This window comes from Lysobacter hankyongensis, from assembly GCF_039543145.1.
GTDB lineage: Bacteria > Pseudomonadota > Gammaproteobacteria > Xanthomonadales > Xanthomonadaceae > Lysobacter_I > Lysobacter_I hankyongensis.
The window spans coordinates 1-14,909 of the sequence record NZ_BAABJE010000017.1; the positions used below are offsets into that span (position 1 = coordinate 1).

The window sequence follows — 14,909 nt, forward strand, 5'->3', positions numbered from 1 at the left end:
TCCCCACGTTCACGTGAGGCTTGGTGCGCTCGAACTTACCCTTGGCCATGATTGCTTCTCTTTGAACTCAACTGGGTTGACGATGAGGTGGTGCTCACGAAAGGAATCGAACCTTCGACCTCCTCCTTACCAAGGAGGTGCTCTACCGACTGAGCTACGTGAGCAACGATGTGGTGATACCGGGTAACGCTACCGGATCTGGTGCCGGCGACCGGGTCGTTCAAGGCGCCGCATTGGAGCGGGAGACGGGAATCGAACCCGCACCATCAGCTTGGAAGGCTGAGGTTCTACCATTGAACTACTCCCGCATCGTGCGGAACTGACGCATCCAGCTTCGGCGCCACCCCTTTGCCGACCGGCGCGGAGATGGTGGAGGGAGGTGGATTCGAACCACCGAAGGCGTAAGCCAGCAGATTTACAGTCTGCCCCCGTTGGCCGCTTGGGTATCCCTCCGGCTGAACAACGTCCGGTAAAACAGTACACGGTGAAAACAGCCCGCAATTCTGACGGCACTCGGATTTGCTGTCAACGCTTGCGGATGCATTCCGGTGTCAGCCCCGTGGATTCAGGGGGATGACGCGGCGGGCAGCGACAACGGATCGCCGGCATAGATGGCGATGTGCGGTTCGCCGTCGACGCCAATCCAGCCGCGGAACATGCCTTCGGTGTTGAACGGCATGCCGATGCGGCCATCGGCACCCAGAACGATCGCGCCGCCATCCCCGCCCATGCCCGGAATTTCGGCATTGATGATCGCATGTCCGGCCTCGACCGGCCCTTCGTTCAGGTAATGCATGCGGCTGCAGACCGCATGCGCGGCGGCGGCACGGATGTAGAACTCGCCCCAGCCGGTGCCCGAAAACGCGCACAGATCGTCCGCCCAGGTGCCGGCGCCGATGATCGGAGCGTCGCCGACCCGCCCGTAGCGTTTGTCGGTCATGCCGCCGGTGGAGGTGCCGGCGGCCAGCGCGCCGCGGGTATCGAGCGCCACCGCGCCGACCGTACCGGTGAAATGGCGGCCCGGGCGACCGTGGTCGATCGCCCCCTGCTCCTTCTCGCGCAACCGTCGCTGCAGTTGCTGCCAGCGTTTTTCGGTGCGGAACCAGGCCGGATCGACCAGCTCCACGCCCTGCGCCTTGGCGAACGCCTCGGCGCCGTCGCCGATCATCATCACGTGCTCGGAGCGGTCCATGATCGCCCGCGCCAGCAGGATCGGGTTCTTGACCCGATGGACGCCAGCCACGGCACCGGCCTTGCGGGTGGCGCCGTCCATGATCGAGGCATCGAGCTCGTTGCGGCCGTCGTGGGTGAAGACCGCGCCGCGACCGGCGTTGAAATGCGGGTCGTCCTCCAGCACGGCGATGGCGGCGATCACCGCGTCCACCGCCGGCTTGCCGGCCTTCAGTTCGGCATGGCCGCGGCGCAGCGCCAGCGCCAGCGCCGCACGGGCGTCGCGCTCGTCCTCCGGCGACAGGTCGCGGCGTTCGACGCCGGCACCGCCGTGGATCGCCAGCATCATCGGGGCGACTTCGCCCAGCCGGCCTCCGGACACGCGATAGGCGCGCTGGAAAATCGGCGCCTCCACCCGGCCTTCGGGCAGATGGACCACGGAACCGGCACCGATTCCGATCACCTCCACCCGGCGCAGCGCGAGCGGCTTGCCGATGACCTGGGCCTCGGCGAAGCCGCCACGGACCAGCCAGGCGCTGCCGGCCGGGTCGGTGGCGTAGATCCGGCCGCTGCCGTCGCCCTCCACCACCAGCGCCGCGCTTTCGTCCACGCCCAGACCGATCAGGCCGCGCCGGGGCGAGCCGGTCATCATTTCGGCCTTGGCAACGAAGGCGAAGAGGCGGCCGAGACGGTCGCGTTCCTTGAAATGGGTGTCGGTGACGACGCCCTTCAGCCGCTCGATGTGCAGGAAATCCTGTTCGATGGTGACCGCTGGGCCGAGCGGATCGGCCAGCGCCTCGGGGCTGCGGATGCTGCCGTTGTCCATCGCGCCGTAGAGGTATTCGCCGAGGATCGCGAGCCCGGCGCTGGTGCCGCCGATCGGCTTGCCGGCGCGGACATGGGCGTCCAGCGCCGCCGCCACCGGCGTGCCTTTCCAGTAGCGGACATAGCGGGCCTGGTCGCCGCCGGCGATGAAGATGCCATCGGCCCGGGCGAGACTGGCGAGCATCTTCGGGTCGTCCGAGGAGCCGCGGCCCTTGAACACGAAGGTCTCGACCGACGCGATGCCGCCGACGTCGCGGTAGAACTCCTCGGCCACTTCGTTGGCCTGCGATGCGCGGAGCACCACCAGATGGCCGTTGCCGGCCTTCTTCAGGAACCAGCGCAGCGCATCGAAATTGCGGTCGCCGCCCCCCATCAGCAGCAGGCCGGGCTCGACCCGGCCGGGAGTGGGCGCAGTCGGATCGCCGATCATGTACCGCCGGTAATCGCGGGCCGCCGCCGGCAGGGCGAACAGCACGAGCAGCAGCGCCGCGATCGACACAAGCGCGAACTGGCGGAACCTGCGATGAACAACGGGGCGTTTCATGCGACCTCTCCTCACCTGGCGAACGGACGGCGTGCGGGCCACGCCCGGGACTGCGTTCGAACAGTAGACGAACGGACGGGCATCTTCCCTCCGCCGCAGGATGTGGCGACCACGCGCGCCGGCGATCCGCTATGGTTCGTGGATGCGCAGCCCGCTCGACGAATGGTTCGTCCGCGAGATCCTCGTCCACGAGGAGGCATTGATGCGCCACCTGCGGCGCTGCTGGCCGCATCGCGACGAGATCCACGACCTGCGTCAGGAAGTCTACGTGCGGGTCTACGAGGCCGCCGCGAAGGGGCTGCCGGCCTCGCCGAAATCCTTCCTGTTCACCAGTGCCCGCAATCTGGTCACCGACCGGCTGCGCCGCGGGCGGGTCGTGTCGATCGAGACGATGGGTGATTTGGAGCCCTTGCACGTCTTGGTGGATGAGGTGTCTCCCGAACGCAGGTTCGGCGGGCGCCAGGCCCTGCGGCGACTCGGCGAGGCGTTCGATCGCCTGCCCGAGCGCTGCCGGGAAGTGCTGTGGCTGCGCCGGGTCGAGGAATTGCCGCAGAAGGTGGTCGCATCGCGACTGGGGATCAGCGAGAAAACCGTGGAAAAGCACGTCGCCAATGGCATCCGCCTGATCGCCGATCACTTCTACGGCGGCGATGCGGCCGCGCACGCCGATCATGCCGGCGAAAGCGGACGCGATGCGGACCGCAGTGCGATGCATGGGCAGGAGGACGGACATGAGCGCGGACAGCAGCGGACGGATTGAGCAGACCGCCGCGACCTGGCTGACGCAGCGCGAAGCCGGCGACTGGTCGGAGGCGGATGCCGGCCGACTGGACGCCTGGCTCGCCGCATCCACCGCACATCGTGTCGCGTTCCTGCGCCTGGAAGCCGCGTGGATGGAGAGCGGGCGGCTGAAAGCACTTGCCGCCGGCCGCGCGACGTCGGGACCGCCGCCGCGCGCGGCACGGGCATCGAGCGCCACCGCCGAGCGCTCGCCGGACGAGACCGGTTGGGTAGAACGGCCCGACGCCCTGACCTTCTCCCCGCGCAGGCCGCCACCGCCGCCGCGCCGGTGGCTGCGGGCGGGGCTGGCCGCGACCGTCGTGATATGCGGCGCACTGGCCGCGTGGAGCTGGCGCGACCTCGCCCGCGCCGACACCGCCACCTATTCCAGCGGCATCGGCCGCCTGCGTGATGTGCGGCTGACCGATGGCTCACAGGCCACGCTGAGCAGCGGCAGCCGCATCGAGGTCGCGATGTCCCGCGGCCAGCGACGGATCGATCTGCGCAGCGGCGAGGCCTTCTTCGATGCCGCCAAGGACCGCGCGCGGCCGTTCGTGGTCGCGGCCGATGCCCGCCGGGTGGTGGCGGTGGGCACCCGGTTCTCGGTCCGCCGCGACGGCCCCGATCTGCGGGTGGTCGTCACCGAAGGGCTGGTGCGGCTGGAGTCCGACCCGGTGCCGGGGCAACCGCCCACGCCGGTGACCCTGCTGCCGGCCGGCAGCACCGCCCTGGCCACCCGCAACGGCGTGCTGGTGCGTACCGGCACCGTTGCGGAAGCCGAGCGCGCGCTCGACTGGCGCGGCGGCTATCTGCATTTCGAAGACACGCCGCTGGCCGAGGCCGCGGCCGAATTCAACCGCTACGGCGGGACGACGCTGGTGATGGGCGATGCGGAGGCCGCCGCCCTGCGCATCGGCGGCAATCTGCGCTGGTCGAACGTGGACGGTTTCGTGCGCCTGCTCGAACAGGGCTTCGGGGTGCGCGCGGAGCGCCGCGGCGATCTGATCGTGCTCCACAGTCGCTGAGCCGGCCGGGCGAGTGGGGATTCGCCGGGTTCGCTCGTCTTGATGGTGTCGGGTGGCCTGCGCTTCGCGGGCCGGACGTACGAAGGGGAAACCAATGCTGAGACCGTTCCGTCTGTTGCTGTTGAGCGTGGCCTGCACCGTGGCGCTGCAGGCGCAAGCCCAGGGGGCCGCCGGCTCCACCACCGGCCCGATCTCGGTGCCTGCCGGCGAACTGCGCGCCGCCCTCGACACGCTGGCCCGACAGTCCGGCACGCAATTGGTCTACCGCTCCGATCAACTCAAGGGCCTGCGCACAGGCGGCGTCCAGGGCGCGCCTTCCGCCGACGCCGCACTGGAAGGCCTGCTGCGCGGCAGCGGTTTCGTCTCGCGCCGCGACCCAGAGTCCGGCGCGGTGGTCATCGTGCGGCGCGACACGCCCCGGCGCGCGCCTGCCGCCCCCGCGCAGGATGAACCCTCCGGTGGCGCCGCGGAGCCCCCGCCCGTTGCCGCGCCGCCCGAAGAACTCGAAAGCGTCGAGGTGACCGGTTCGCGCATCCCGCGGACCCAGATCGAAGGCCCTGCGCCGGTCACGGTGATTTCCGCCCGCGACATCGAGGCGGGCGGATTCACCACGGTGCCGGAGGTGTTGCGCTCGATCACCCAGAACAGCGGCGAGACCCAGAGCCAGCAGTCCGCCAGCGGCGCCGACTTCTCCCCCGGCGCGCAGCAGGTCGATCTGCGCGGCCTCGGCCCGAACCACACCCTGGTGCTGGTCAACGGCCGTCGCATCGCCGACTTCCCGATGCCGTTCAAGGGCCGCAGCAACTTCACCGATGTCTCGAACATTCCGCTGGGCATGGTCGAACGGGTCGAAGTCCTGACCGGCAGCGCCTCCGCGGTCTACGGCTCCGACGCCATCTCCGGCGTGATCAACTTCATCCTGAAGAAGCAGGCCGATGGCACCATCGTCGACGTGCGCTACGGCGACACCACGCGAGGCGGCGGCGAATCGGTGGACGTCAGCCTGACTTCGGGCATCCAGCGCGGCAATTTCAGCGCCGTGTTCGGCGCTGAACTGCAGCACCAGCGCCCGCTATGGGCCTATGAGCGCGACATCCAGGATTCGACGCTCGACGGTCCCACCTCGCGTTCGCGGATCGCGCGTCGCGCGTTCCTGCGCACCAACTGGTACGACGAATATCTCGACCCGGGCCAGGCGACCTGCGAGGGGCTGTCCAACCTCAACGGCGGCAGCACCGGCTACAGCGTCCGTCCGGGCTGGGGCATCGACGGCGACGACGGTTACTACTGTGGCAGCACCGAGTCGATCGGCTACGGCACCGTCATCAGCGAACGCAAGGGCGTCAACGCCTACGGCTCGTTCAATTACAGCTTCGGCAACGGCATGTCGTGGTTCGCCGACGTGCAGCTCGGCTATCACAAGCTCGGCCTGTTCCGCGATGTGACCAGTTGGAGCTACCAGGCGCCTGACGGCAACGAGGACGGCTATTTCTTCAACCAGGCGACCGACCAGATCGAATACTGGCAGCGCCAGTTCAGCCCGGAAGAAATGGGCGGGCTGGATCGCGGCATGATCCGCAATACGCAGAAGACCTTCAGCCTCGCCACCGGTGTCGCCGGCACCTTCGCCGATGACTGGGACTACGAAGCGACGCTCAGCCATTCGCAGTACCGGGCCACCATCGGCTGGCCGCAGATCGTGGCTGCGCGCGCCAATGCTCTCTTCCTCGGTCCGCAGCTCGGCGTCTACGACGACGGCGACGGCGGCCTGTTCCCGATCTTCAACGCCGACCCGTCGCGGCTCTACACCCCGCTGACCCGTCAGGAATACGATTCGATCGCCGCGCGCACCACCTACCAGCCGAAGTCGCGCACCGACACCCTGTCGCTCACGGTCACCAATACCGAGCTGTTCGCGATGCCGGCCGGCCCGGTCGGCTTCGCCGGCGTGGTCGAGTTCGGCAACCAGTCCTACGATCTCAACCCGGACCCGCTGGCGACCCAGTACTACTACTACAGCTGGAAGGATTCCGACGGCCACGGCAGCCGCAACCGCTGGGCCGCGGCCGGCGAAGTGCGCATGCCGCTGCACGAAAGCGTGAACCTGAGCGTGGCCGGTCGTTACGACCAGTACCGCTATTCGGGCAACGAGGTCGGCAAGTTCACCTACAGCGCCGGTCTGGAATGGCGCCCGATCGAATCGCTGCTGGTGCGCGGCTCCTACGGCACCGCGTTCCGCGCCGCCGATCTGCACTATCTCTATGCCGGTCTGGGCAACGACGAGACCTCGGGCATCGATTACTACAACTGCCTCAACGACGATCCCGGCGCCAGCGACTGCTCCGACTACGAAGAAGGCCTGATCCGCACCCGCGAAGGCAATCGCGATCTCGAACCCGAAACCAGCACGTCGTGGACCATGGGCCTGGTGTGGTCGCCCACCGCCGATTTCGACCTGTCGCTCGACTACTTCGACATCCGCATGCGCGACCAGGTGCAGGACATGAGCGTCGCCGAGATCCTGCGCAACGAAGCCGCTTGCCGTCTGGGCGATCTCGATCCGGCCTCGCCGACCTGCGTCGATGCCCTCGCCCGCATCACCCGCGTCAACGGCGACCTGTACGGCGTGTACGTCAATCCGATCAACGTCGCCCGCGAGAACACCAGCGGCGTCGATCTGAGCGCGCATTACCGGCTGTCGACGCGTTTCGGCGATTTCCGCTTCGGCGCCAACCACAGTTGGGTACGCGAGCACGACTATCAGCAGTACGACGGCGACCCGGTGGAAGATCAGCTCGCGGTGAACAGCGGCTTCGACATCCCGCGCACCAAGACCAGCGCCACCGTGGCCTGGAGTCTCGATCGCTGGTCGGCGAGCCTGCACGGCCAGCGTCTGGGCAAGCTGCCGAACTCGGATTCGTACGATCAGGTCTACGATCCCGAAGACGGCGGCAGCCCGTGGATCGGCGCGACCTGGCGCTACAACCTCAGCGCCGGCTATCGCTTCAGCGATGCGGTGCAGATGTCGCTGGCGGTGAACAACCTGTTCGACAAGATGCCGCCCGAGGACGCGACCTACACCGCCTATCCGTACTACGACACCGCGTGGTTCGATTCGGTCGGCCGCAGCGTCTACGTCAACCTGACCTGGAAGTTCGGCGGCACGGCCCGCTGACACGACCTCGACCCCGCCTCCCCCACGGATGCGACAGGCCCTCCCGGCGACGGGAGGGCCTCTTTTTTGGCGCGTCATCAGGATCGGGCGAGTGCGCGCAGGGGTTTCGCGGCGGCTCCCGCAAACGGAACGCCCCGCGCGAGGCGGGGCGTGGTGTCAACGTTTGACGGTGCGGATCAGACGTTGAAGCGGAAGTGCAGCACGTCGCCTTCCTGCACCCGGTATTCCTTGCCTTCCAGGCGCAGGCGGCCGGCGTCGCGGGCGCCGGATTCGCCGCGGTACTTGATGTAGTCGTCGTAGCCGATGGTCTCGGCGCGGATGAAGCCCTTCTCGAAATCGGTGTGGATCACCGCGGCGGCCTGCGGCGCGGTCGAACCGGCCTTGACGGTCCAGGCACGGACTTCCTTCACCCCGGCGGTGAAATAGGTCTGCAGGCCCAGCAGCTTGTAGGCGGCGCGGATGACGCGGTTCAGCCCGGGCTCGTCCAGACCGAGATCGGCGAGGAAGGTGTCGCGGTCGGCGTCGTCGAGCTGGCTCAGCTCTTCCTCGATCGCGGCCGACACCGGCACCACTTCGGCGCCCTCGCCCGCCGCGCGGGCGCGCACGGCGTCGAGATGCGGGTTGTTCTCGAAGCCGTCCTCCAGCACGTTCGCGACATACATCACCGGCTTCAGCGTGAGCAGGAACAGATCGCGCACCGCCGCCTTGTCGTCGTCGGACAGGCCCAGCGCGCGCGCCGGCTTGCCGCTGTCGAGACCGGCGCGAACCCGCGCCAACACCTCGACCCGCGCCTTGGCATCCTTGTCGCCGGTCTTGGCCGAACGCTCGGCGCGCTGCAGCGCCTTCTCGACCGATTCCAGATCGGCCAGCGCCAGTTCGGTATCGATGGTCTCGATGTCGGCGATCGGATCGACCTTGTTGTTGACGTGGATGACGTCCGCGTTCTCGAAGCAGCGGACCACGTGGGTGATCGCGTCCACTTCGCGGATGTGGGCGAGGAACTTGTTGCCCAGGCCTTCGCCGCTGGCCGCGCCGGCGACGAGACCGGCGATGTCGACGAACTCGACCGCGGTCGGAATGCATTTCTGCGGCTTGACGATTTCCGCAAGCGCGTTCAGGCGCGGATCCGGCACCGGCACGATGCCGACGTTCGGTTCGATCGTGCAGAACGGAAAGTTGGCCGCGGCGATGCCCGCCTTGGTCAAGGCGTTGAAGAGGGTCGATTTGCCGACATTCGGCAGACCGACGATGCCGCATTTGATGCCCATGGCGATTCCTGGTTCCGGAGCGACTCGTAAAGTCAGACGTCGGCGGCCGATCCCGGCAGGAACCGGCCGCCGACGTCTGCCCTCACCTGGGGGTGTGCAGTTTCGTCATCGCGTCCATGTGGTTGCCGGATACCGCCAGCGGCAGCGCCGCGAGCGCGTCGTCGATGGCGCGCAGGATCAGCGCCTCGTCGTCCTTGCCCGGGCGGCCCAGCACCCACGGCGTGACCTTGTCCTTGTGACCCGGATGCCCGATCGCGACCCGCAAGCGGTGGAATTTGCCGTGGCCGAGCAGCTTGATGATGTCGCGGAGCCCGTTCTGGCCGCCGTGGCCGCCATCGAACTTGAAGCGGGCGACGCCGGGCGGGAGATCCAGCTCGTCGTGGGCGACCAGCATCTCTTCCGGCTCGATCTTCCAGTAGCGCAGCGCGGCGGTGACCGATTTGCCGCTGAGGTTCATGTAGGTCGCGGGCTTCAGCAACCAGACGCTCTGGCCACCGATCTCGACCTTGGCGGTCTCGCCGAACAGTTTGCTCTCCAGCCCGAAACGACCCCCGCACTGCTGCGCGAGGGCGTCCACAAACCAGAACCCGGCGTTGTGCCGGGTTCTGGCGTGTTCGGGACCGGGATTGCCCAGCCCGACGATGAGGCGCAAACCTGTCATAAGCCTTGTCGATCGGATCGCGGAATTCCGTAGGAGGGCCTTCAGGCCCGAGCTTTTTCCGAACACATCGCCGTGATCTTTGTAAATCTCGGGCCTGAGGGGCCCTCCTACGCGCGCGTGGGGTAATGCTCGGGGCTGAAGCCCCTCCTACAGGAATGCCGCGAATAATCGTCGCGGGGCGACGATTACTTCTGGTCCTTCTTGGTGACCTTGGAGGCCGGCACTTCGGCCGCGGCCGGCGCGTCGGCCGACTCGGCTTCTTCCTTGCCGTGCTTGGCGATGACCACCGCCAGATCGTGTTCCTTGCCCAGCTTGAGTTCCGGGATGGACACGCCGTTCGGCAGCTTGAGGTCCGACAGGTGCACGATGTCGCCGACGGCGAGCTCGGACAGATCGATCTCGATGTACTCCGGCAGATCCTGCGGCAGGCACTCGATCACCACTTCGTTCAGCTCGTGGGTCACGACCACTTCGGCGGACTTGCCGGCCGGCGACTTGTCTTCGTTGAGGAAGTGCAGCGGCACCGCGGTGCGCAGCGCTTCGTTCTCGTTCACGCGCTGGAAGTCCAGATGCATGATCTGCTGCTTGAACGGATGGCGCTGCATGTCGCGCAGCAGCACCTTCTGCACGTCGCCGCCGAGGCTGAGGTCGAGGATCGACGAGTAGAACCACTCGTGCTGGCTGGCCAGCCAGATGGCTTCATGGTCGATCTGGATGCTGACCGGCTTGAGTTCGCCACCGTAGACGATGGCGGGGATCTTGGCGGCATGGCGAAGGCGGCGGCTCGCACCCTTCCCTTCGTCCGTGCGGCGTTCGACCTTGATTTCGTGGGTTGTTGCCATTTCGATTGCTCACTTTTGCTTGCGATGAACCGCCTCGCGGCGGTGATTCGACTTCTCCGCGACCAGAGAAGCCGGCTCGATGCCCGCAGACGCGGACGTCGGAAAAACGTGGTACAGCAATATCAGTCGACGTACAGCGAACTGACCGATTCGCCGAACGCGACCCGGCGGATCGTTTCGGCGAGCAGTTCGGCGACGCCGAGCTGGCGGATGCGGGAGCAGCCGCGGGCCGCTTCGGACAACGGGATGGTGTCGGTCACCACCAGTTCGTCCAGCTGCGACTTGTTCAGATTGTCGATCGCCGGTCCCGACAGCACCGGGTGGGTGCAGTAGGCGATCACCCGCTGCGCGCCCTGCGCCTTCAGCGCCGCCGCGGCGGCGCAGAGGGTCCCGGCGGTGTCGACGATGTCGTCGACCAGCACGCAGGTCTTGCCGGACACGTCGCCGATGATGTTCATCACCGTGGCGACGTTGGCGCGCGGGCGGCGCTTGTCGATGATCGCGAGGTCCGCGTCGTCGAGGCGCTTGGCGATCGCGCGGGCGCGGACCACGCCGCCTACGTCCGGGGACACCACGATCAGGTTGTCGGTGCCGTAGGCGCGCCAGATGTCGGCGAGCAGCAGCGGCGACGAATACACATTGTCGACCGGGATGTCGAAGAACCCCTGGATCTGGTCGGCGTGCAGATCGACCGTGAGCACGCCGTCGGCACCCGCGACGGTGAACATCTTCGCGGCGACCTTGGCCGTGATCGGCACGCGCGAGGAGCGCGGACGACGATCCTGGCGGGCGTAGCCGAAATACGGCACCACCGCGGTGACGCTGGCGGCCGAAGCGCGCTTCAGCGCATCGATGATCACCAGCAGCTCCATCAGGTTCTCGGCGCTCGGCGCGCAGGTCGGCTGCACGACGAACACTTCCTGGCGGCGCACGTTCTCTTCGATCTCGACCTGCACTTCGCCGTCGGAGAAGCGCGTGACCAGCGCCTTGCCGGGGCGTACGCCGAGCTCCCTGCAGACCGCCTCGGCCAGCGGGCGGTTGGCGTTGCCGGAGAAGATCAACAACTGACGATCGTCTTGCATGGTGGCTCCGCTTCGCTCTGACCGTGGCGGGAGGGTGGAACCCCGCGAGCGGGATTCCATCGGGTGTGGCAGGGGCGGAAGGATTCGAACCTACGAATGCCGGGATCAAAACCCGGTGCCTTAACCACTTGGCGACGCCCCTTCGTTGAAGCCGGCGATGCGGGCATCGTTCCATCGGGAACGCGGCCGTACCGTCGACTTCCGACGGCCCGCTCGCGCGGTCCGTCAGTCCGTTCCGAGCGCATCCAGCAGCGGCGAGCGCGAGGCGCCTGCGGCGACCCAGGCGGCGACGCCGGGAAGCCGTTGGGCCATCATCACGGACAGCGCACGCTCGGCGGATCCGCGATCGGCGAATTCGACGAAGCACACGCTGCCCGAACCGGTCAGACGCGGTGTGCCGACACTGCGCAAGCCCTCGAACACGGCCTCGACGGCGGGTTCGCGGCGACGCAGGACCGGCTCGAACGCGTTGCCGAGCGCCTGCCCTTGCAGGAATGGGTCCGAAACGAAGTCGGATATTGTCGCGGCTGGGGCATTTCGCGTCAATTCAGGCGCTTGGAACAGGGCCGCGGTCGCGGCATGCACGCCTGGCGCGACCAGCAGATACCAGGCCTGCGGCAGCTCAAGCGGGGTCAGGCGTTCGCCCAGCCCCTCGGCCCAGGCATTGCGGCCGCGCACGAACACCGGCACGTCCGCGCCCAGACGCAGGCCGAGATCGGCCAGGGCATCGGCGCCCAGCCCGCAGCCCCAGAGCCGGTCCAGCACCCGGAGCACGGTCGCGGCGTCGCTGGAGCCACCGCCAAGGCCGCCGCCCGCGGGAATGCGTTTTTCGACGGCGATATCCGCTCCAAGCGCGACGTTGGCTGTCGTTTGCAGCAACTTCGCCGCCCGCACCGTCAGATCATCGGCCGCTTCGACGCCCGGGACGGAGGGGCCATGACGCAGGATCCGGCCGTCGTCGCGCACCCGCAGGCGCAGGGTGTCGCCCCAGTCCAGCAGACGGAAAACGGACTGCAGTTCGTGGTACCCGTCGGGGCGGCGACCGACGATGCGCAGGAACAGATTCAGCTTGGCCGGGGCCGGCCAAGAGGACCAACCGTCCGCAGACCGGTCGTCGTCAATCGGCGCCGCACTCATGGGCTGGCGAAGGTCCAGTCCTCGATCGCCAGCCGGACCCGGGCATCGCCGGCCTGGGCTTCGATCCTGGCCGGCAGATCCGGCTGCCCGGCCGGGCCGGGACGCCATTCGGGATAGCGCACGGTCCAGCCGGACTGACGCAGCTCCGCGACCCGGCCTTCGGCGTCGTACACCACCGACTCGACAGGGACGCCGGCCGCCGGGGCGCCGCGCACCCAACTCCCGAGCTGCTGCAGCGGCACCCGCCAACCGGTGGTCTGCAGCAGGAGATCCTCGGCGGACGCGCCCTCGCGCGGGCCGCCATCGAGACCTTCGATCCGGCCGGCGCGCGAGCGCAGATCGCCGCTCAGGCGCCAGCTCTGCCGGGTGACCGGGGCGCTGAGCGCGATGCTGTAGCGGTCGGGCCCGGATTGCTCCCACTCGATCCGCCCGCTGCCGCCCTTGTCGCCCCTGCTGATCGCGGCGCGACCGGAAAACGACCAGGTCTCGTACAGCGACAGCCATTCGCCGCGGATGCGCTGGCGCTCGGCCAACGCCTCGGCCGACAGCGGCGGTGCGGTCCGGGTCGGCGCGGTCGTGGCGCAACCGGCGAGCGCGACGACGAAACCGAAAACGGCCAGTCGCAGGGTCATGCCGCCGGCTTCGCGGGCAGCGGCGGCAGGACCACGCCGGTCTTTTCGATCGCGCGCTTCAGCGATCGGTTTTCGGGATCGATCTTCCGCGATTCCTCGAAGAATCTGCGGGCCTCGTCCTTCTGTCCCAGCACCCACAGCACTTCAGCGACGTGGGCGGCGATCTCCGCGTCCTTCTGTTTGGTATAGGCGCGGCGCAGTTCGGTCAGCGCCTCCTCGTTGCGGCCGAGGCGATACAGCACCCAGCCGTAGCTGTCGATGATCGCGGCGCTGTCCGGCTGCGCGGCGATGGCGCGCGAGATCAATTCCAGCGCTTCCTGATAACGCTCGGTGCGGTCGGCCAGGGTGTAACCCAGCGCGTTCAGCGCGTTCACATCGTCGGCGTCGGTCGCGAGGATCGTGCGGAAGTCGGCCTCGGCGCGCGGAATGTCGTCGCGGCGCTCCCACATGAGCGCGCGGGCGTAGAGCAGTTGCACATCGTCCGGAAACGCGGCCAGCCCGCGGGCGAAGCTGTCCAGTTCCGCATCGAGCTTGCCGTCGTCCTTGTGCAGTTCGGCTTCGAGCAGATAGGCGTCGCGCCGTGTTTCGTCCTCGGCGTCGGCGTCGGCCTGCAGTTCGCGCAGGCGGGCGAACGCTTCCTCGCCGCGCTTGAGCTTGTGCAGCACGGTCGCGCTGCGCAGCCGCGCCTGCCAGCGCTGCGGGCCGCCCGGGACGCTGGCGTACCACTCCAGGGCCTCGTCGTGGCGTTCGATGAATTCGGCGATCTGGCCGAGCAGCAGCCTACGCTGCGGGTCCGGCGCGGCGGAATCGCGCTTCAGTTCGTCGTAGACCCGACCCACGCCGGGCTTGTCGTCGGCCTGGGCGAGATACGCCGCGCGCAGGGTGTAGCTGCGCTCGTTCTGCGGGCCGCGCGCGATGACCTCGGCGGCGCGCACGTGATCGCCCAGTTCGCTGTATTCGCGGGCGACCGCATACACCAGTTCCGGCGAGCCCCGGGGGGATTCCAGCAGCGCGGCGAGCACCTTGCGGGCCTCGTCTTCCTTGCCGGCTTCGCGCAGCTGGCTGGCGCGCAGCAGCGCCACCGCGGGTTCGTCGGGAAATTTGGCGACGACCCGGGCGACGATCTGTTCCGAGAGGTCGTTGCGCTGCAGTTGCTGCGAGAACTCGCCGAAGGCCAGCCAGGCGTTGAGTTCGTCGGGAATCGAATCGATGAGGCGACCGAGCAGGCGGCCGGTGAGTTTGGGGTCGCCGGAACCGGCGTCGAGCGCCAGCAGCGCATAACGCCAGCCGTCCTTGTCCGGCGCCTGGCCGCGCTCGCCGCGCATCAGGATCTGCAGTTCGCGGAAGGCCGCGCGCTCGTCCTTGCGACGCAGGGCCAGGGTGGCCTCGGCATTCCGCATCGCCGGCGAGCGTTCGGTGCTGGCGCGCCAGAGTTTCAGCGCGGCGGCTGCGCGGGCGTCGTCCTTGGCCAGCAGCGCGATGCGGGTGGCGCGCTCGGCCAGGACCGCATCGCCCGGAGCGGCGCGGGCGGCGTCGAGGTACCAGCGGGCGGCTTCGTCGAGCTTGCCCGCCTGCAGCGCGTATTCGCCGGCCATCGCCGGCGCCAGCGGGTCGCCCTCGGCTGGATCGGCAGCGAATGCCGCCACGCTCGCCAGCGCCAGCGCCAGACCGAGGAACCGCGACGCCCGGCGTCCGCGCCGGGAAAGGGAGAACGGGGATGCGGGCATCGGCAAGGTTGGGCCGTAAACTATGCGGAATCGCCAGCTTA

General features: G+C 68.3%; 11 protein-coding genes, 4 tRNA genes and 1 pseudogene. 3 read left to right on the forward strand and 13 right to left on the reverse strand.

Annotation, left to right across the window (positions count from 1 at the left end; translation table 11 throughout):
- Positions 1–88 precede the first annotated feature (88 nt).
- From ABD974_RS15230 to ABD974_RS15250, 5 genes and pseudogenes are all read right to left on the reverse strand, one after another.
- Positions 89–164 (reverse strand) — tRNA-Thr (locus ABD974_RS15230).
- 70 nt (positions 165–234) lie between these two features.
- Positions 235–308: transfer RNA gene (locus ABD974_RS15235), tRNA-Gly, on the reverse strand.
- A gap of 59 nt (positions 309–367) precedes the next feature.
- Positions 368–453 (reverse strand) — tRNA-Tyr (locus ABD974_RS15240).
- Positions 454–565: 112 nt separating this feature from the next.
- On the reverse strand, positions 566–1,519 hold the full coding sequence (locus ABD974_RS15245; protein WP_345304450.1) for an isoaspartyl peptidase/L-asparaginase family protein: 954 nt from the start codon (positions 1,517–1,519) through the stop codon (positions 566–568).
- A gap of 480 nt (positions 1,520–1,999) precedes the next feature.
- A pseudogene (locus ABD974_RS15250) lies at positions 2,000–2,539 on the reverse strand (cyanophycinase); the annotation flags it as partial.
- A gap of 142 nt (positions 2,540–2,681) precedes the next feature.
- Between ABD974_RS15250 and ABD974_RS15255 the strand changes: the two are divergent.
- The 3 genes from ABD974_RS15255 to ABD974_RS15265 all read left to right on the forward strand — a co-directional run bounded on the left by ABD974_RS15255 (position 2,682) and on the right by ABD974_RS15265 (position 7,519).
- Positions 2,682–3,299, forward strand: coding sequence for an RNA polymerase sigma factor (locus ABD974_RS15255; RefSeq protein WP_345304191.1), 618 nt, complete (start codon positions 2,682–2,684; stop codon positions 3,297–3,299).
- The gene (locus tag ABD974_RS15260) at positions 3,271–4,344 is read left to right on the forward strand and encodes a FecR family protein (RefSeq protein WP_345304192.1); all 1,074 of its coding nucleotides are present in this window, start codon (positions 3,271–3,273) and stop codon (positions 4,342–4,344) included. Before ABD974_RS15255 ends, ABD974_RS15260 begins: the two co-directional genes overlap by 29 nt.
- Before the next feature lie 94 nt (positions 4,345–4,438).
- A complete protein-coding gene (locus ABD974_RS15265) occupies positions 4,439–7,519 on the forward strand; it encodes a TonB-dependent receptor domain-containing protein (RefSeq protein WP_345304193.1) in 3,081 nt (1,026 codons plus the stop codon).
- Between the two features lie 176 nt (positions 7,520–7,695).
- On the opposite strand, the gene ychF is transcribed toward ABD974_RS15265, so the two are convergent.
- The 8 genes from ychF to ABD974_RS15305 form a co-directional block, all read right to left on the reverse strand.
- On the reverse strand, positions 7,696–8,787 hold the full coding sequence (gene ychF, locus ABD974_RS15270; protein ID WP_345304194.1) for a redox-regulated ATPase YchF: 1,092 nt from the start codon (positions 8,785–8,787) through the stop codon (positions 7,696–7,698).
- A gap of 82 nt (positions 8,788–8,869) precedes the next feature.
- Positions 8,870–9,448 (reverse strand): aminoacyl-tRNA hydrolase, encoded by a 579-nt coding sequence (pth, locus tag ABD974_RS15275; protein WP_345304195.1) that lies wholly within the window; start codon positions 9,446–9,448, stop codon positions 8,870–8,872.
- Between the two features lie 185 nt (positions 9,449–9,633).
- Positions 9,634–10,290 carry a 50S ribosomal protein L25/general stress protein Ctc gene (locus tag ABD974_RS15280; protein ID WP_345304196.1) on the reverse strand — a complete coding sequence of 219 codons (657 nt, stop codon included), beginning with the start codon at positions 10,288–10,290 and terminating at the stop codon, positions 9,634–9,636.
- A gap of 122 nt (positions 10,291–10,412) precedes the next feature.
- Entirely contained in the window at positions 10,413–11,372 is a 960-nt protein-coding gene (locus ABD974_RS15285) for a ribose-phosphate diphosphokinase (RefSeq protein ID WP_345304197.1), read from the reverse strand.
- A gap of 66 nt (positions 11,373–11,438) precedes the next feature.
- Positions 11,439–11,514, reverse strand: a tRNA-Gln gene (locus ABD974_RS15290).
- An 83-nt stretch (positions 11,515–11,597) separates the two neighbouring features.
- A complete protein-coding gene (gene ispE, locus ABD974_RS15295) occupies positions 11,598–12,509 on the reverse strand; it encodes a 4-(cytidine 5'-diphospho)-2-C-methyl-D-erythritol kinase (RefSeq protein ID WP_345304198.1) in 912 nt (303 codons plus the stop codon).
- On the reverse strand, positions 12,506–13,141 hold the full coding sequence (gene lolB / locus ABD974_RS15300) for a lipoprotein insertase outer membrane protein LolB (protein WP_345304199.1): 636 nt from the start codon (positions 13,139–13,141) through the stop codon (positions 12,506–12,508). Before lolB ends, ispE begins: the two co-directional genes overlap by 4 nt.
- A complete protein-coding gene (locus ABD974_RS15305; RefSeq protein ID WP_345304200.1) occupies positions 13,138–14,868 on the reverse strand; it encodes a tetratricopeptide repeat protein in 1,731 nt (576 codons plus the stop codon). The genes lolB and ABD974_RS15305 overlap by 4 nt, the downstream gene beginning before the upstream one ends.
- Between the last annotated feature and the right edge of the window lie 41 nt (positions 14,869–14,909).

Bases quoted from the DNA above. Each gene is read 5' to 3' on its own strand.
- ABD974_RS15245 (WP_345304450.1), bottom strand. From the start codon at position 1,519: ATGATGCTGGCGATCCACGGCGGTGCCGGCGTCGAACGCCGCGACCTG.
- ABD974_RS15260 (WP_345304192.1), top strand. From the start codon at position 3,271: ATGAGCGCGGACAGCAGCGGACGGATTGAGCAGACCGCCGCGACCTGG.
- ABD974_RS15280 (WP_345304196.1), bottom strand. From the start codon at position 10,290: ATGGCAACAACCCACGAAATCAAGGTCGAACGCCGCACGGACGAAGGG.
- ispE (WP_345304198.1), bottom strand. From the start codon at position 12,509: ATGAGTGCGGCGCCGATTGACGACGACCGGTCTGCGGACGGTTGGTCC.
- ABD974_RS15255 (WP_345304191.1), top strand. From the start codon at position 2,682: ATGCGCAGCCCGCTCGACGAATGGTTCGTCCGCGAGATCCTCGTCCAC.
- ABD974_RS15305 (WP_345304200.1), bottom strand. From the start codon at position 14,868: ATGCCCGCATCCCCGTTCTCCCTTTCCCGGCGCGGACGCCGGGCGTCG.
- lolB (WP_345304199.1), bottom strand. From the start codon at position 13,141: ATGACCCTGCGACTGGCCGTTTTCGGTTTCGTCGTCGCGCTCGCCGGT.
- ychF (WP_345304194.1), bottom strand. From the start codon at position 8,787: ATGGGCATCAAATGCGGCATCGTCGGTCTGCCGAATGTCGGCAAATCG.
- ABD974_RS15265 (WP_345304193.1), top strand. From the start codon at position 4,439: ATGCTGAGACCGTTCCGTCTGTTGCTGTTGAGCGTGGCCTGCACCGTG.
- pth (WP_345304195.1), bottom strand. From the start codon at position 9,448: ATGACAGGTTTGCGCCTCATCGTCGGGCTGGGCAATCCCGGTCCCGAA.
- ABD974_RS15285 (WP_345304197.1), bottom strand. From the start codon at position 11,372: ATGCAAGACGATCGTCAGTTGTTGATCTTCTCCGGCAACGCCAACCGC.